At 57.6% G+C, this 17,279-nt stretch carries 17 protein-coding genes; 11 read left to right on the forward strand and 6 right to left on the reverse strand.

Annotated features, from left to right (window positions below; translation table 11 throughout):
* Positions 1-10: 10 nt before the first annotated feature.
* On the reverse strand, positions 11-889 hold the full coding sequence (locus QZ383_RS04370; protein WP_291443362.1) for a LysR substrate-binding domain-containing protein: 879 nt from the start codon (positions 887-889) through the stop codon (positions 11-13).
* Positions 890-992: 103 nt separating this feature from the next.
* Between QZ383_RS04370 and QZ383_RS04375 the strand changes: the two genes are divergently transcribed.
* Positions 993-1,976: a TDT family transporter gene (locus tag QZ383_RS04375; RefSeq protein WP_291443364.1), complete on the forward strand. Its 984-nt coding sequence runs from the start codon at positions 993-995 to the stop codon at positions 1,974-1,976.
* A 138-nt stretch (positions 1,977-2,114) separates the two neighbouring features.
* The gene (locus QZ383_RS04380; protein ID WP_291443365.1) at positions 2,115-2,870 is read left to right on the forward strand and encodes a sulfite exporter TauE/SafE family protein; all 756 of its coding nucleotides are present in this window, start codon (positions 2,115-2,117) and stop codon (positions 2,868-2,870) included.
* Between the two features lie 88 nt (positions 2,871-2,958).
* Here QZ383_RS04380 and QZ383_RS04385 read toward each other — a convergent pair whose 3' ends face one another.
* The gene (locus QZ383_RS04385; RefSeq protein WP_192112144.1) at positions 2,959-3,459 is read right to left on the reverse strand and encodes an AbrB family transcriptional regulator; all 501 of its coding nucleotides are present in this window, start codon (positions 3,457-3,459) and stop codon (positions 2,959-2,961) included.
* A 315-nt stretch (positions 3,460-3,774) separates the two neighbouring features.
* Between QZ383_RS04385 and ggt the strand changes: the two genes are divergently transcribed.
* The 6 genes from ggt to QZ383_RS04415 all read left to right on the forward strand — a co-directional run bounded on the left by ggt (position 3,775) and on the right by QZ383_RS04415 (position 11,400).
* Entirely contained in the window at positions 3,775-5,439 is a 1,665-nt protein-coding gene (ggt, locus tag QZ383_RS04390) for a gamma-glutamyltransferase (RefSeq protein WP_291443369.1), read from the forward strand.
* Between the two features lie 755 nt (positions 5,440-6,194).
* Positions 6,195-7,364, forward strand: a complete 1,170-nt coding sequence (locus QZ383_RS04395) for an ABC transporter substrate-binding protein (RefSeq protein WP_192112143.1) — start codon at positions 6,195-6,197, stop codon at positions 7,362-7,364.
* Between the two features lie 373 nt (positions 7,365-7,737).
* Positions 7,738-8,652, forward strand: coding sequence for a branched-chain amino acid ABC transporter permease (locus tag QZ383_RS04400; protein WP_209818567.1), 915 nt, complete (start codon positions 7,738-7,740; stop codon positions 8,650-8,652).
* Between the two features lie 13 nt (positions 8,653-8,665).
* On the forward strand, positions 8,666-9,829 hold the full coding sequence (locus QZ383_RS04405) for a branched-chain amino acid ABC transporter permease (RefSeq protein ID WP_291443371.1): 1,164 nt from the start codon (positions 8,666-8,668) through the stop codon (positions 9,827-9,829).
* A gap of 78 nt (positions 9,830-9,907) precedes the next feature.
* Positions 9,908-10,678 (forward strand): ABC transporter ATP-binding protein, encoded by a 771-nt coding sequence (locus QZ383_RS04410; protein ID WP_291443372.1) that lies wholly within the window; start codon positions 9,908-9,910, stop codon positions 10,676-10,678.
* Positions 10,678-11,400, forward strand: coding sequence for an ABC transporter ATP-binding protein (locus tag QZ383_RS04415; RefSeq protein ID WP_209819340.1), 723 nt, complete (start codon positions 10,678-10,680; stop codon positions 11,398-11,400). The genes QZ383_RS04410 and QZ383_RS04415 overlap by 1 nt, the downstream gene beginning before the upstream one ends.
* Positions 11,401-11,483: 83 nt before the next feature.
* Here the strand turns inward: QZ383_RS04415 and QZ383_RS04420 are convergent, their stop codons facing one another.
* A complete protein-coding gene (locus QZ383_RS04420) occupies positions 11,484-12,146 on the reverse strand; it encodes a flavodoxin family protein (protein ID WP_291443375.1) in 663 nt (220 codons plus the stop codon).
* Positions 12,147-12,265: 119 nt separating this feature from the next.
* Here QZ383_RS04420 and QZ383_RS04425 point away from each other — a divergent pair, with 119 nt between their 5' ends.
* The gene (locus tag QZ383_RS04425) at positions 12,266-12,727 is read left to right on the forward strand and encodes a helix-turn-helix domain-containing protein (RefSeq protein ID WP_291443377.1); all 462 of its coding nucleotides are present in this window, start codon (positions 12,266-12,268) and stop codon (positions 12,725-12,727) included.
* On the opposite strand, the gene QZ383_RS04430 is transcribed toward QZ383_RS04425, so the two are convergent.
* Entirely contained in the window at positions 12,655-13,647 is a 993-nt protein-coding gene (locus tag QZ383_RS04430; RefSeq protein WP_291443379.1) for a DMT family transporter, read from the reverse strand. The genes QZ383_RS04425 and QZ383_RS04430 overlap by 73 nt on opposite strands.
* Positions 13,648-13,785: 138 nt before the next feature.
* On the opposite strand from QZ383_RS04430, the gene QZ383_RS04435 reads away from it, so the two are divergent.
* Positions 13,786-14,688 (forward strand): LysR family transcriptional regulator, encoded by a 903-nt coding sequence (locus QZ383_RS04435; protein ID WP_291443381.1) that lies wholly within the window; start codon positions 13,786-13,788, stop codon positions 14,686-14,688.
* Between the two features lie 72 nt (positions 14,689-14,760).
* A complete protein-coding gene (locus tag QZ383_RS04440) occupies positions 14,761-15,696 on the forward strand; it encodes a TIGR01777 family oxidoreductase (RefSeq protein ID WP_291443383.1) in 936 nt (311 codons plus the stop codon).
* 57 nt (positions 15,697-15,753) lie between these two features.
* Here the strand turns inward: QZ383_RS04440 and QZ383_RS04445 are convergent, their stop codons facing one another.
* Complete coding sequence (locus QZ383_RS04445) at positions 15,754-16,527, reverse strand: ABC transporter permease (protein WP_291443385.1); 774 nt, start codon at positions 16,525-16,527, stop codon at positions 15,754-15,756.
* 2 nt (positions 16,528-16,529) lie between these two features.
* Positions 16,530-17,153 (reverse strand): ABC transporter ATP-binding protein, encoded by a 624-nt coding sequence (locus tag QZ383_RS04450; protein ID WP_291443387.1) that lies wholly within the window; start codon positions 17,151-17,153, stop codon positions 16,530-16,532.
* Positions 17,154-17,279 lie beyond the last annotated feature (126 nt).

Raw genomic sequence — 17,279 nt, forward strand, 5'->3', positions numbered from 1 at the left:
TTGCGCAGCGCTATCTGCTGAGCGGCGACCACGCCCGGCAAAAGCGGATAAACGTATCCATGCCCGCAGAGTGGTATTTTGACTCGTGCCAGCAAAGGGAAAACGTGCGTGAAAACGTCTGTGTCAGCCGGATTATTGAAAAACGGCTGCTGAAGCCCGGCAGCTCGGCCATGAGCCGTGAAGCAAAGGTGATGCCCAGCCCCTGCTCCACCATGCCCAGCACCGCCTCTGTGGAGCTGAGGCTCAGGGCCACGGTATAGGGCGCTATAAGCGAGCCGAGGGTGTGCGCAAAAAACGCCCTTGTGCCGGAATCCGGCTCCCTCAGAATCCAGCGCTGGCCTGCCAGCTCTTCCGGCGCATGGGCCTTGCCGTCCGCCAGAGCATGCCCCTTGCACGCCACCACCGCCATTTCATCCTTCAGCCATTCCTCTGCCACCATGTCGGTTCGATGCTGCTCGCCCTCCAGCAGCACCACATCCAGAACATAGCCTTCCACCAGTTCAAGCAGGCGGTTGGTGTTGGCTATCTGCGCCTTGGGCAGCCACCCGTGATCCCGTTCAAAATCGTGCATCAGTTGCGGCAGCAGATAGTTGCCAATGGTCTTGCTGGCCCCAATGCTCAAAAAGCAGGCCCCGCCAGCCTGAAACGTCCGCTCGATGGCCTCGGCCCTTTGCAGCATTTCGTCCGCCAGCGGCCACAGACGCGCGCCCTCATGATTCAGCCGCAAATGCGGGTGCACCCGGTCAAACAGACGCACGCCGAGATGCCGCTCCAGCTCCTGCAAGGCTTGGGAAACAGCGCCCTTGGTCAGAAACAGAGCCTCTGCGGCCTGTGTGAGGTTCTGAAAACGCGCCACAGCCAAAAAAACCTGCAATTGCTTGAGTGTCATATCAGCGTTTAATTTTTTTATACGTTACGTTAAATTCATTTCGGTTTTCTTAATGCACGATCCGTGGCAAACACGCAAGCAGACCACAACCGAGGATAGTTCCATGTTGCAGAGTGTTCGCAATTTCTTTCGCGCTGTTCCCACTCCCCTTGCGGGGCTTGCCCTTGGCATTGCCAGCCTGGGCATCGGACTTGAAAAAAGCCTGCCCCTCCACAATTTTGCGCAGGTGCTTGGCGCGCTGACATCCATGACGCTGATTCTGCTGCTGGCGGGCAAATTTGCCCTGAACCCGAGGCTGTTGCTCGAAGAACTGCGCCACCCCGTGCTTGGCAGTATTTTACCCACCACCTCAATGGCCCTGATGCTGCAATCCAAGAGCCTGAGCATTCTGGACGTACAAGCGGCCCAGTGGCTCTGGCTGTTTGCCGTGGCCCTGCACCTCTGCCTTTTGCTGGCCTTTGTCGCCTTCCGGGCAAGGCAGTTCAGCCTGCACCACATGCTGCCTAGCTGGTTTGTACCCTTTGTTGGCATCAGCGTGGCGGCCATGACGGTTCCCGGCCCGGCCTACTACCAGCTTGCCTATGGTCTGATGGTTTTTGGCATGGTCAATTACGCGGCCCTGCTGCCTGTCATGTTGTATCGCCTCATATTTTCCAGAGAAATCGAGGACGCATCCAAGCCCACCATCGCGGTGCTTGCCGCTCCGGCCAGCCTCTCGCTGGTAGCCTATCTGAGCCTTGAGCCAACCCCCTCCCTGCTCTTGTGCAGCCTTTTGCTCGGGGTAGCGGTGCTGATGACCAGCATCATCTATGTTGCCTTTTTCAAACTGCTGCGTTTGCCCTTCAGCCCCGGCTTTGCGGCCTACACCTTCCCCATGGCGGTGGGTGCAACAGCGCTGTACAAGGTTTCCGAACTGCTGGCCGCGTACCCGGCAACGCTGGAGTATGCCCTGCAACTCAAGGTACTGGCAGTGCTGGAAATGATTGTCGCCACCCTGGTTGTGGCCTATGTGTGCTGGCGCTACCTGATCTTTTACGTTCGGGCCTGGGATACGCTGCTGCGCGCGCAAAGGGCGGCGCACGCCTGACCCGATGGGCTGGGAAAATACCCTTGCGCGCGGCATCCCGTAGAGCTAGCCTGCCAGAACTGCGCGGCGATTTCTGCCGCTGCATGTAATTGCTCAACTTTACGCCGCCCGTGGGGCGGCCCGAGCAGCAGGGGATCTATGCTTGTTTTTGCCGCCATGCTTTTGTTGGGGATATTGCTGGGCTTTGTGGGCGCTGGTGGCGCTGGGGTTATGATCACCATGCTCAGCGTGGGCTTTGACATCCCCATGCAGGTCGCCCTTGGCACCTCGCTCGCGGCCATGGCGTTTACGTCCCTCTCCGGCTCCGTCAGCCACTTTCGCGAGGGCAACGTAAACCGCAGGCTGGGCTTGCTGCTGGGCGCGTTTGGCGCCGCCGGTGCCTTCTGCGGCGCGCACATTTCGTCCGGGCTTGCCTCCGCCACGCTCAAGCCGCTGACAGGCGTGGTGCTTATGCTCTCCGCCTTCCTCATTTATCTGCGGGTCTTTCACCCGGCCAATCCGCTGTTCAGCTTTCGTTTCACCAGCACCCGCGGCGTGAAGTTCTGGCTGCTGACAGGCATGGTGGGCGTGTTCAACGGTCTGATTTCCGGGGCCTGCGGCGTGGGGGCAACGCCCTTTATCCAGATGACCCTGCTGATTATCTTCAATGTGCCGCTCTATCAGACCGTAGGCACAACCATGCTGGTCATTCTGCCCATCGCGGCATTTGGCAGCCTGGGTTTTCTCGCCGCCGGGCATCTGGATCTTGTGCTGTTCCTGCAGGTTCTGGCTGGTCAGGTCATCGGCGCGTATGTGGGCGCAAAATTTACCCGCATGGCTCCGCAATTGCTGCTCAAAGGCTGCATGGTGGCGCTGCCGGGGCTGGGCGGTCTGATTCTGTTGCTTGCCCGCTAAAAAGCCCCCGCCGAATCCGACGGAGGCTCAATGTCTGTGGCGGTCAGCGCCTCCCCATGCGCAGGGGCAGATGCCGGTCATTGACCGATTACTTCACTAAATAAGACAGCATCTTGGCAACAATGGGCGAGAGCAGCACAATGGCATAGATGCGCACCAGATGATAGACCATCACCATGGGGGCTTCTGCCCCTGTGCCGCCGGAAAGCGCCACCACAGCGTTGAACCCGCCGGGGCTGGTCGCGAGATACGCCCCTCCCACAGAAAGCCCGCCCCAGCGCACGGCAATCCAGGTGCACAAAAGCCCCGCCATCAAAATGATACCCGTTGAAAGCAGCATCATGGGCCAGGTGTCGCGCACGGCGTCAAGCATGCCGGGATTATACATGTTGCCCACAAGCACGCCCACGCACCCGTAGACAATAAAGCGCACCCAGTGCGCCATGTCGGGCGAGGTAATGGAGCCGCAGCTTTTAAAAATTACCACGGCGATCATGGCCCCGGTCATGGCCCCGCCGGGCAGATGAAAACGGTCAAAAACAAAACTTCCTGCAAGCCCCACGGCAAACAGCATTATTGTTGTACCCATATCGTGTCCTTCGCGCCGCGCAATGCGCGGCTGCCTGCTGATCTGTAGCCGCACCTGCGCGGCGTCAGACCTGCTTACGCCCTTTTTTGCCCCCCCTCAATGAGGCTTGTACGGCATACCCCGCCCGATTTTGAACAGAATCCAGCACCGGATTATCATATGCTGGCAGGGATGCAGCACTGGTTTGACGTGCCGCGCCCTCGCCGCTAGTCTGCTGCATGGCCTCGGATTATCCACTGCATGCCATTGGGTCTTCACAGATTTGCACCTGCTGGCGGCACCCACGCGACACCTAGCCCCCACACAGGAAGCATCATGAATTTTGCGTCCAGCCCCTATGCGGAAACGGAATCCCAGCGTTTTGACCCCATGACCACACAGGGTATGGTTACATCGCCGCACTACCTTGCCACCCAGGCAGGCGTGGATATTCTGCGCAAGGGCGGCACCGCTCTGGATGCCGCCGTGGCCGTGGCCGCAGTGCTGGCTGTTGTGTATCCGCAGATGTGCAGCATCGGGGGCGACAACTTCTGGCTGGCGCATGAGGCCGCAACCGGCGCACTGCACGGCATCAACGCCTGTGGGCGCTCTGGCGAAAATGTCACGCGGGATTTTTTTGCGCAAAAGGGCCTTGCGACCATTCCCCTGCGCGGGCCGCTGGCTGCCTGCACTGTGCCCGGCGTAATTTCTGGTTGGGATTCCGCCCACACGCTCAGCCGCTCATGGGGCAGCCCTCTTGCCTTGGGCGACCTGCTGCAAGAGGCAATCAGCCTCGCGGCAGAAGGTTTTGCCGTAACGCCCTCCCTGGCCCACTGGCTGCGTGAGGACTGCAAGCCTGACCCCACGGGCTATCGGCAACTGCAACGGTTTGACGGCTTTGCCCGCACGTTTTTGCCCGCAGGCACGCCACCGCAAACAGGGGCTGTGCTGCGTCTGCCCGACCTTGCCGTCACCCTTGACCTCATTGCCCGCGAAGGCGCGCGCGTATTTTATGAAGGCGAACTGGCCGAGCGCCTGACCCGCTGGCTTGCAAGCAACGGCGGCCTGCTCACAGCGCGGGATTTCGCCGAGCATCAGGCAGAAACCGTCACGCCCCTGCGCGTGCGCTACCGTGGCCTTGAATGCTGCAACCTGCCGCCAAACACCCAGGGGCTGGCTTCGCTCTCCATACTCAACATCCTTGAGCATCTGGACATCCAGAGCATGGGGGAAGGCAGCGCCGCACACCTGCATGCCATAGTCGAGGCCACCAAGCTGGCCTTTGCCGATCGCGATGCTTATGTGGCTGACCCGGATTTTGCCGACATTCCTGTAGATTATCTGCTGTCTCCGGAGCATGGGCGCAAGCTTGCCAACCGCATTAACCCCGCCCGCGCGCTCAGCTCCGTCGCCCCGCTGGAACCCAAGGGCGACACCTGCTGGTTCGGCGTGGTTGACGCTCAGGGCAACGCCGTTTCTGCCATCCAGAGCATTTTTCACGACTTTGGCGCTGGCCTTGTGGCTGGCGATACGGGCATCTTGCTGCAAAACCGGGGCAGCTTTTTTTCGCTTGATCCCGCCCATATTAACAGGCTTGAACCGCGCAAGCGCACCATGCATACGCTCAACCCGCCCATGCTGCGCAAGGACGGCAAGCCTTGGCTCGTTTACGGCACCATGGGCGGCGAGGGGCAACCTCAAACGCAGGCGGCCATAGTCACCCGAATGGTAGATTTTGGGCTGAGTCCGCACGATGCTGTGGCCGCACCGCGCTGGCTTTATGGCCGAAGCTGGGGCCTGCCGGTAAACAACCTCCGGCTTGAAGGCCGATTCAGCCCGCAATTGGCACAAGCTCTGACCCAACAGGGGCATTCGGTTGAGCGCATTGCAGACTTCAGCGACCTGATGGGCCATGCCGGAGCCATTCTTTGTAATCAGGAGACCGGCGTACTCTTTGGAGCAACCGACCCGCGCAGCGATGGGCAGGCTGCTGGTTATTGACCCAGGCAACGCCGTTAATCTTTTTCTGTGGCTTTTACAGCTGAATCGTGCTTATATACCGCAGGTTTTTCAGGCCTGCCGTGCTGCACAGTCTGGCCTGAATCCATGCGAAAATGGCGCGGGAAGAAAACTAGCGGCAGGGCTTAAAACAGGGGTTTCCCAGTTTCTGCCAACGGCGCGATCCCAAGGACTACCAGTCCGTAGAATAACATACTATGCTGAAATTATTTTATATTTTTTTAATTTTCGGGCATAATGCGAGCAATGGGGTCAAAATCCTTCCACAAAATCGACAGAAAAGTATTTTTTGCTTTTGAAACAATTTTTACAAAATAAACAGCCAGTTACATATTCAGGCAATATACTTTTCTCGACACAAAACTTGTGTTCACTGCCATAAACCTCGCAGGGCGGAAGTACAGCCAGACGGGCAATTCAAAAAAATGTTTTTTAATTCGACATATTACTGTAACATCTCACCGGGAAATCTAACAGATCGCTCCACAATGGTATCATATTTGACTTGCGATACCACATGTGCGACAAGGTTCATGCTCTGGTTATCGTTTTATTTGTTCACTCTTTTGTGGTGTTTACGCGCAAAAAGCTACCAAAACGTATTTTTTGTGCCGCTAAATTTTACAAACTATGTTCATTTCCAATAACTTAGCAAAACGGAATAATTTTTGCTTTGTTCAGCCTTACCGTATTTTTGGTACACCCCTGTAACTGCACATAAAACTCGGGAGGCCTTCATGAATTTGCTGAAAGTAGCGTCAGTTTGCGCCCTGTCTCTCTTTGTGGGGCAAGCGGCCATGGCCGCAGAAGCTCCGATCAAAATCGGGTTCCCCATCCCGCTTACCGGTGAAATCCCCAAGGTGGGCGAAGGTTCCAAGTATGCGGCTGAAATGCTGAAGGAAGAGATCAACGCCAAGGGCGGGCTGAAAGTGGGCGACAAGATGTACCCGCTTGAATTCATTTATGAAGACAATGAATCCAAACCCGAGTCTGCCGTCAACGTGACCCTGAAGCTCATTGAGCGCGACAAGGTCATGGCCATCGTGGGTCCCCAGTCTTCGCGTCAGGCCGTGCCTGCGGGCGCCGTTGCCAATGATGAACAGGTGCCCATGATCACCCCCTGGTCCACCAACCCCGACGCCACCAAGGACCGCCCCTGGGTCTTCCGCGGGGCCTTCCTTGACCCCTTCCAGGCTCCTGTGGCCGTGGACTTCACCACCAAGAAGTTCAACGCCAAAAAAGCCGCTGTTCTTTTTGAAGTTTCCAACGACTACTCCAAGGGGCTTGCCGACAACTTCAAGGAAGCCTTTGAAAAGACCCACGGCAAAGGTTCTGTGGTGGCCATGGAATCGCACGGCCCCAAGGATCAGGATTTCTCTGCCCAGCTGACCAAGATCATCGCCGCCAAGCCCGATTTCATCTTTGTGCCTGAAAACTACAGCTTTGCGGCCCTTATTGTGCCTCAGGCCCGCGATCTCGGTTACAAGGGCCCCTTCATGGGTTCCGATGCCTGGGGTTCAGCCGAACTCTTCAACCTCTGCGGCAAGGACTGTGTGGATCAGTTCTTCTCCACCCACTACACCGCCGAGGGCGCGACCGGCAAAACCAAGGAATTCATCGACAAGTACAAGGCCAAGTACGGCTATGTGCCTGACGATGTTGCCGCTCTGACCTGGGACTCCATCAATATCGTGCTTCAGGCCATCCAGAAGGCCGGCAAGATTGATCCCGACCTCAAGAAAGAACGCAAAATCATTCGTGACAACATGGCTGGCATGGCCAACTTTGACGGCATCACCGGCAGCATGAAGTTTGACGAAAACCGCGACCCCATCAAGTGCGCTGTTATCGTGCGCGTGACGGAAACCGGCGCGTTCGCCTTTGTGGAATCTGTCTGCCCCAAATAGCAGACATTAGCAGGTAATTGGCTCTGCCGCGCGGCCCAACCCACAGGGGGCCGCGCGGCGGCAAAACACTCCATCGCAAATGAGAAATTGCGCCTCCAACGGATCACTATTTTTTGCATCCGCAACGTCCCATTGCGAATCAGGAATGGTTTTTTGCGTTTTTTGGGCATACAAGCATGGAGCAGCAACGTTTGCCTTGCGCCGCTGGCGTAAGCCACCTGCAAATCCCCTTGGGACAACAGTTCTTTCGCCTGAAGGGGCGGTTCAGGGGCCGCATACGCGCACTGCCGCTCAAGATTCTGGTTTGGTATTATTTGGAAAAACTGCGCCACAGGATTCGCACACTGTAACCGTCAGCATTTTTGGGTAGCCTATGGACTTTCTGCTGCAACAGACCCTCAACGCCTTGCAATGGGGCAGCTTTTACGCCCTCATCGCCCTGGGCTACACCTTGGTTTACGGGGTGCTGCGCCTCATCAACTTCGCCCACGGCGATATTTTTATGGTTGGGGCCTACATTTCCTTTTTTGTGGCCACGTATCTGGTTTCTTCCGATGGGCTTGGCCTTTCAAAGCCACTGACGCTGTGGCTGACCATTGTTCTGACAATGGGCCTCACAGCCCTTGTGGGCGTCACACTTGAGCGCATTGCCTACCGGCCCCTGCGCCGCAAGGGCGCCCACAGACTTTATGTGGTCATTACCGCACTGATGTGCGGCCTTATTCTTGAAAACGGCAACCTTGCATTGCTTGGGGCAACCAAGCGCAAGCTGCCCGAGCTTATCGACAAAACAGTATATTCCATCGGGCCGCTGGTCATCACCAACCTCAAAGTATGGGTTATTGTGGCTGCGGTGCTGGTGTTTCTGTTCTTGCAGACCATCGTCACGCGCACCAAGGTGGGCATGGCCATGCGTGCGGTTTCCTGGGATCGCTTTGCCCTGCCGCTCATGGGCATACCGCTCGACAGCGTCATTGTGGTCACCTTTGTGCTTGGCTCGGGCATTGCCGGGCTTGGCGGCATGCTGTTTGCCATGTGCTACCCCAACCTTGAGCCATACATGGGCGCCATGATCGGCTGGAAGGCCTTTATCGCGGCGGTTGTGGGCGGCATTGGCGACATACGCGGCGCATTTGTGGGCGGCTTTATGCTGGCATTTGTAGAAATCATGGTGGTGGCCTTTTTGCCGTCCACCTACATGGATCTGTTTTCCTTCACCATCCTGCTGCTCATCCTGTGGGTGCGGCCCACGGGCATTTTCGGCATGCCGCAAACGACCAAAATCTAGCCGGAGCGTCTGAATGCTGCCTCTTATTGTACAAACGGTTCTTGCGATTCTGGGCGTGCTCTGCTTTGGCTATGCCGTCAAACGGGCTGTCAGGCAGAAGAAAATAGACTGTCTTCTGTTTCTGCTTGGCGGGCTGGTACTTGTTTTTGCCGAATACTTTTCGTGGATTGACGGCTACTGGCTCTCGGTTATCAAGTTCATGGGCCTCAACGTTATTTTTGCCACCAGTCTGAACCTTGTGAACGGCTACATGGGCGAGTTTTCCTGTGGTCACGCGGGCTTTATGTGCGTGGGGGCCTATGTGGGCGGGCTTATCTCCATCATTCTGTTCACCAAGAACAAAATGCTGGGCGCTCCTCTGCTGCCGCCCGAGCTTGCGCCCCTGCTCTTTCCCCTGGTGCTTGCCGCAGCGGGCGGCGTGGCGGCCCTTTTTGGCCTGCTGGTTGCCCTGCCTTCGTTCAAAACCCGTGACGACTATCTGGCAATCATCACCATTGCCGCCAACTACATCATCATTTCGCTCATCATCAATATCGACTTTGTGGGCGGCCCGCGCGGCCTTACAGGCATGCGCGGCGTAGTGCGCGCCATGGAAAACGTGGCCGACATCCCCTGGATGATGATCTGGATGCTGCTTGGCGTGATGATCACCACCATGATGCTCTACCGTCTGGTAAACAGCACTCTGGGGAAGGGCATACCTGCCGTATGCCAGAACGAAGTTGCCGCTGAGATCATGAGCGTCAACACCAAGAAGGTGAAACTTGTGGCCTTTATGGTATCTGCGGGCATTGCCGGTGTGGCGGGCGCGCTTTACGCGCACATGTTCAGCTCCATCTACGCCAACAGCTTTGGCATCATGAAGTCCACCGAAGCCATGGTCATGGTGTATCTGGGCGGCATGGGTTCACTTTCCGGCTCGGTGCTGGCCGCCGTGATGTTTACTCTGCTGATCGAGCTTTTGCGCTTTGCCCTGCCTGCCATGAGCGATTTGGCCCACATGCTGCCCTTTGTGCCCAATTCGTTCAACATCAGCCAGGAATGGAAGTGGGTCATCATCCCGCTGATCCTTATTCTGCTTATGCAGTTCAGGCCCGAGGGCCTCTTGGGCAACAGGGAACTGACCGATGTGTTCCCCAAACTGAAACGGCTGGTAAGCTTCGGCAAGCGCGACTAAAGCAATTGCTGGCCCCAGGGCGGCGCGTCCTGAAAGCGCCATTGATACAGATACAACCAGAACGAGTGGGGGCTGACCTTGGCACTGCTTGAAATGAAAGAAGTCACGCAACGCTTCGGCGGGCTGATTGCGTTAACGGATTTTTCCATCGCCGTGGAAGACCACTCCCTTGTGGGCCTCATCGGCCCCAACGGCGCGGGCAAGACAACGGTGTTCAATCTGGCCTCCGGCTTTTATCACGCCAGCGAAGGGCAGATTGTCTTTAACGGCCATACATACGATACCCGCCTTGAGCCGCATCAGGTTACGGCCATGGGCATGGCACGCACCTTTCAAAACATCCGCCTGTGGAACGACATGACGGTGCTCGACAACATCTGCGTGTCGCAATACCACAGGCTGGGATACGGGCTGCTTGACGCCTGGCTCTGCAACGAGCGCTACAGCCGCGAAGAAAAACGCGTGCGGCAAAAGGCCTCGAAGATTCTTGAAATCATGGAACTGGCCGATGTGGCCAATGAATTTCCCAAAAACCTGCCCTACGGCCTGCAACGCCGGGTGGAACTGGCCCGCGCCCTTTCCACCGACCCCAAGCTGCTGCTGCTTGACGAACCCGCCGCTGGCCTGAACTCCTCGGACGTTGACGGCCTCATCAAGCACATCCGCTGGATCTTTGACGAATTCAAAATCGCCATCTGGATGATCGAGCATCAGATGAAGGTTGTCATGTCGCTGTGCCAGCACATTACCGTTGTGGAATTCGGCAAGACCATTGCCAAGGGCACGCCGCAGGAAATTCAGTCCAACCCCGATGTCATCAAGGCCTACTTGGGCGACGAGAACGTGTGATGCTACTGGAAGTTGAAAATCTCTACGCCGGCTATGGCAAGATTGAAGCCCTTCACGGCATTTCATTTCACGTGAACAAGGGCGAAATAGTCACCCTCATCGGGGCCAACGGCGCTGGCAAGTCCACCACGCTCAAGGCCGTCATGCGTCTCACGCCGCCGGAATCGCCCACTGTCATCAGCGGCGACATCCGCTTTAACGGCGAATCCATATTGAAAACAGAGCCGCACCATGTGGTGGCCCGCCTCAAGATGGATCTTGTGCCCGAAGGCCGCCATATTTTCGGCAACCTCACGGTGAACGAAAATCTCAAGCTGGCTACCTGGACGCGCAAGGACAACAACATCCAGCGGGATGTGGACAAAGTTTTTGAGCTTTTTCCGCGCCTTAAAGAACGCATGCACCAGCGCAGCGACACGCTCTCTGGCGGCGAACAGCAAATGCTGGCGGTAGGCCGCGCGCTTATGACCAACTGCTCGGTGCTCCTGCTGGACGAACCCTCCATGGGGCTTTCGCCCCTGCTCATGTACGACATGTTCCGTACCTTCAAGCAACTCAACAGCGAAGGCCTGACCGTTGTGGTTGTGGAGCAGAACGCCCGCCTGGCGCTCCAGGTGGCGGATCGCGGCTACGTGCTCGACACTGGCAGCATCGTGGCGGAAGGTTCCGCCGCCCATCTGGCCGACACGCCGGAAATCAAGGCGGCCTATCTGGGCGCATAAGCCCGTCTCGCGCAACTATCACCAATGACAAAGCCCCCGTTGAAAAACGGGGGCTTTGTGTTTTGCCGTGGGCAGTACGGAAGCTATCTGGCGGCGGCAACCATTGCAGCGCCTATGCGGCGGGCATTTTCCAGATCTTGCGGAAAATGCGCGTCGCGGTAAGCGGCTTTTGCCGGCTCGGAGAACCGTTCGCACTTGTACTTACTGTAGTCGTCAAACTGATAGGTATTGTGGACATGCTGCACTTGCGGCTCGCCAAAGAGGCGGCCCACAAAGGTTTCCATGCCCTTGAGGTTCTGGAGGTAGCCGTACTGCTCCATTTCTTCGCTGCTCACGTTCATGGGGTAGATAAAGGCCGTGGGCATGCGCTTGGGAGCAAGCGAACTGTAATCTTTGTCATACACGAAAAAGGGAAATAGCAGGCGCTCCAGAAAGCTGCGCATCATACCAGTGACATTGCCAAAATAGATGGGGCTGCCAAAGATGAGCCCGTCCGCCTGCGAGAGCTTTTCCAGCACCGGGGCCAGATCGTCCTTGACTGCGCAGTGCCCGTAGCTCTTGCCGCCCACCCGCTTGCACGAAAAACAGCTCACGCAACCCTTATAGTTGAGATCGTAGAGGTGGATCATCTCAGTTTCGACTGTTTCGCTACAGGGTGCTGCTGCCGCGCCGTCCAGAGCCGCCTGAAGCAGCTTGGCGGTATTGAACTTTTTTCTCGGGCCACCGTTTATGGCGTAAATTTTCATTATATCCTCCTGTGGGATTAGGTTGACGGCAAGGGACTTCTTGACCACCATGTATACCTGGTTTAATATTATTATCGCAAGTACGCATTTTTTTCTTCCCTACTTTTTGCGAGCATACCATGACAAAATCTTCTTCACGCGCCGCCAGCTGCCTATACGATGACAAGGCAGAATGCCCCATCCTGCACGTTTTCAAGTGCATCGGCGGCAAGTGGAAACTGCCCGTTCTTTGGCATTTGGCCGAAAAAGAGACCCTTCGTTACAATGAACTGAAACGCACTGTGCGGGGCGTCACCAACATGATGTTGACCAAATGCCTGCGCGAGCTGGAAGATTTTGGCCTTGTGCATCGAATGCAATACAACGAAATTCCGCCCAGAGTTGAATACTCCCTTACAGAGCGCGGCAAAACACTACTCCCGGCGTTGGAGGCGCTGTACGCCTGGGGCCGGGAGTATCTGGATTTTGCAAAAGATGCGGAAAAACTAGAAGCAGAAGATTGCGGCTGTCAGCCCCGCGCCTGCCCAGATAGTTTGGCGGACGGTTCGGCGGATACTTCCAAGGGCGGCTCGGCAGCCTGAGCGCATCCGGCCCCGTTTCGGAAGTTTTCCACAACAATGCCCATGATTATAAGCGTGCCGCCCAGCAGGGTCGCCAAGGTCATCTGTTCACCCAGCAGCGCCGCGCCAAACAGCACCGCCGCCAGAGGATTGAGCGCGATGAACACGCCAGCGCGGGCCACGCCAATTTTCTGGATGCCGTCATAATACCAGATATATGCCACGGCGGAGCCAACTATGCCCAGATAGAGCAGACTGAGCATTTCGCCGCTGCTGAACCGCGCCACGGCGGCAAAATCCAACGCGCCCGTACAGGCGGTATAGGCCGCCAACATGAGGGTTCCGGCATAGATGGAATACGTAACCGTGTGCAACGGGCCAAGCTGCCGCACCACTGATTTGCAAAACACGCTGTAGGCGCTCCAGCTCAGCACGCAGCCGCCTATAAGCGCCTCGCCCAGCCAGCCGCTGCCGCCAGCCCCTGCCCGCTGGGGATCTCCGCCGCCGACCACTAGAGCCACGCCGCCGAAACACAGGGCAATGCCAAGCATTTTCAGCGCACTCACGCGTTCACGGTAAAAAAGGTAGGCGATAAGGGCCATGACCGCCGGGTTCAGCGCCACAATCAGCGCCGCGCGCGAAGCGCTGATGTGCTGCAAACCGCTGAAAAAGAAAAAGCTATACGAAAATATCCCGCAAAATCCCAGCAGGGTCACTACCAACGCCTGCCCCACCGTCACGCGGCGAAAGCCCTTGCCGGAAACCACAAGGAACAGACTCAACGCCGCCGAGGCCAGCAAAAACCGCAGGCTGGCTGAAAACATGGGCGCAACGCCAGCCAGGCTTCTGCCCGCAATGAAGGTTCCACCCCAGGCCACAGCCACAAGGGCCAGCCGCACGTATACGGCGGCGTCCCCCACGCGTTCTTTTGCATTACTCATTTCAATCCCTGACTTTGCTGGAATTCTGCGGCAAAAGGCCTTTTGCAAGCCACGCCATTGCACCCGTGAGCCAACACGCATACACTTACGAGCATGTTCATTCATAGAGAAATGAGCGATAACTCATGGTAAATCACAATGACGCTGACCCAGCTTGAAATTTTCTCCACCGTGGCCGCGCGCCGTGGCTTCACTGCCGCAGCCCTGCAACTGGGCATTTCGCAATCGGGAGTATCCCACGCCATTGAAGCGCTTGAGCAGGAATTTGGCGTAGCCCTGCTGCGGCGCGGCAAAAATCTGGAGCTTACAGATGTGGGCGCTCGCCTGCTGCGTCAGGCGCAGGCCATGCTTGGGCTGGCGGAATCCATGCGACAGGAGGCCTCGGACGCACGCGGCATGAAGCGCGGCACGTTGCGCATCGGTTCCTTTGGCCCCACGGCCTCGTTGCGCCTGCTGCCCCCGGTGCTTGAAAAATACAGCGCGGTATACCCCGGCATTGAAATCCACGTGGATGAAGGCCCGGACGGCGAGGTGGCCCAATGGCTCACAGACCACCGTGTGGACATTGGTTTTGTGACCCTGCCGGATGAGCGGTTTGACACATTTCCCCTCATGGAAGACCAGCTGGTGGCCCTGCTGCCTCTGACGCACCCGCTGACGAAGAAAAACGCCGTCACCCTGGAGGAACTCTGCGCCAGCCCCTTTGCCATGACCAGAGCCGGGTCTGAAGACATTATCGGTGGCCTGTTCCGTGCGTTGCGACTGCAACCCAATATACGCTGGCGCTCGTTGCAGCTTGTGAGCACCATTGCCGCCGTGGCTCGGGGCGAGGCCGTGAGCATTGTGGCGGAATCCGCCCTGCCGCCAGAAAGAGCACCGTGCTACGTCAAAAAGCCCCTCCGTCCTGCGGCCCGGCGGCAGGTAGCTCTGGCAGTGCCGGACGCGCGCCGCATGTCGCCCGCAGCCCGGGAGTTTATCCGCATGGCGCAGGAGGTTTTTCCGCATCCTGCGCGGTCAGCCGCAAGACCGACAACACGATAAAATTGCCTGTTCCCCGGCAAAAGGTATAGACTGCATCAGACGCACTGCTTCGCACAACAGAGGGGGTTCACCATGCATGTTCTCATTCTGGGCGGCACAGGCTTTGTGGGGCGATACATGGCAACGGCGCTCATGCGCCAGGGCCTCACCGTAAGTGTGGTCTCACGCAGGGCGGGCAAGGACGGCAACGGGCCGCGGCGCGTGGTCTGGAACGGCTGGGATGGAGCTGCCCTGGCTGGGTTGCTGGACGGCACCGACGCCATCATCAATCTCCAGGGCGAAAATATAGGCGGAGGCCGCTGGACGCCGGAGCGCAAGCAGGCCATTGTGAACAGCCGGGTAGAAACCGGGCAAGCCTTGTGCGTTGCCCTGCGTCTCCGCAAGGAACAGTCCCAGCAAGCGCCCGCAACGCTCCTGCAGGCTTCGGCCAGCGGCTATTATGGCCTGTGGCAAAGCAACGCACCAGCCTGCGATGAAGCTGCGCCCTCCGGTACGGGATTTCTGGCCGAAACCTGCCGCCAGTGGGAACAGAGCACCGTGCCCGTTGAAGCGATGGGCATCCGCCGTTGCGTGCTGCGCTTTGCCCCGGTGCTGGGCAAAAAGGCGGATGGAACCCCCGGCGGATTTCTGGAGCGCATGCTGCCCTCTTTCCGCATGTTTGTGGGCGGGCCGCTGGGTTCAGGCAAACAGCCATTTTGCTGGACACACCTTGAAGACGTGGCCGGGGCCGCCTCCTTGCTGTTGCAAAGGCCTGACCTTGCGGGCACGTTCAACATCTGCGCGCCGCGCACCCCCAGCATGAGCGAATTTACCCGCGCCCTTGGCAAGGCCTGCGGCAGGCCCTCATGGCTGCCCGTGCCCGCACCGATACTGCGCCTGATGCTGGGCCAGATGGCAGATGAACTGCTGCTCGCAGGGCAGAATCCTGTTCCTGCGCGCTTGCAGGCTGCTGGCTATACCTTTCGCCAGCCGGATCTTGAATCAGCCCTGCGGAGTGTGCTTCTCTAGCGCGACTAACGCATTATTCGTACACAGTCCTCGGGCTTTTCCACTGGCAATCTGCGACTAGAAAGCCACCTGTTTTTGCGCGTTCCAGAGCGTTCTGTAGCCGAAATAGAGCGAGCAGAAACAGCACAGACACACGCAGGCGCAAATGGCCACCATGATGGTTATCTGATACAGGATGGCAGTGGTGGGCGCGGTGCCGGAAAGAATCTGGCCTGTCATCATGCCGGGCAGCACCACTATGCCCATACCCAGCATGGAGTTGAGCGTGGGCACGAGCGCTGTTTCCAGCGCCTGGCACACAAAGGGAAAGAGCACTTTCTCCGGCGTGGCCCCTATGTTCAGCAGCGCCTCCACGCGCGCCCGCTGCCCCTCAAGGCCGTTCCAGAACGACTTGAGGCCCAGTGAAACGCCCGTAAGCGCGTTGCCCATGAGCATGCCGCTGATGGGGATGAGGTATTGCGGATCAAACACGCTCTGCCCCACAATACAGGTCACGAAAAATATGATGATGCCAAGCCCGCAACTGGCAATGGAAACAGATACGATTACCCGAAAGCGCTTGTTAAGCCTTTTGTTGCGCGAAAGCACCAGATAGATGGTAAAAAATACCAGTATGAGCAGATACCCCATGGTGAGCAGCGGGTGCGGATGCTCGAAAAGAAAGGTCAGCGCGTAGCCTGCGGCAATAAGCTGCAGGGTCATGCGCGCACTTGCCAGCACCAGCAGTTTGGTCTGGTTGATGCGGCATTTTTTCATAACCGCCAGCACCACCAGCAAGAGCACATAGACGAGCAAAAACGAGCCTAACTGAATCTGGGCAACGCCGTTCATGATTATTCCGCCTCTGCCCGCAGGCTGATGATGTTTTCCGCATGCCGCCCGGTCAGGGCTGGATCATGGCTCACGGCTACCACGGTCATGCCGCGCTCGCGGCAAAAAGCTAGCACCTGGGCCATAAAGCGCTCTGCCGTTTCCTGATCCAGAGCCGAGGTGGGTTCATCCAGCATCAGCACCTTGGGCAAAAATGAAAGGCATATGGCCAGAAACACGCGCTGGCGTTCACCGCCGGAAAGATGCACGCAGGGTGCATCCAGAGGAAAATTGGCGCAACACAGACGCAGAAATTTCAGTTTGTCTTCCGCCGCAAGGGTAGCGGATTCTCTGGCTTCGCAAAAGGCGTCAAAGTTTTCGCCCACGGAGCCGTCAAAAAGAAAAACGGATTGACCTGCCAGCAAAACCTCGCGCCGCAGGGCAATGCTGTCAATGTCGGCCATGTCCTGCCCATGGTACAGCACAGAGCCTGCCGTAGGGGGCAGAGTTTTGTTGAACAGCCGCAGCAGCGTACTTTTGCCGCAGCCGCTGGGGCCGCTGATAAAGGTGGCCTTGCCTTCTTCTATGTCCAGATCCTTGTAGGCTATCTGGCCGTAGGCAAGACCGCGTGTCTGTATACAGGGCATGGTTTCTCCTGATGGCTGACGTGGTGCAGGACTATCCCGGCGTAGGCCATCCTACAGAGGAGCGCGGCAAGGTCAACAACCTGTAAGCGTTTTGTGCCGCGCAGCAGAATTTTTTTACATCTGCGC

This window comes from Desulfovibrio sp. (assembly GCF_019422935.1).
Classification (GTDB): domain Bacteria; phylum Desulfobacterota; class Desulfovibrionia; order Desulfovibrionales; family Desulfovibrionaceae; genus Desulfovibrio.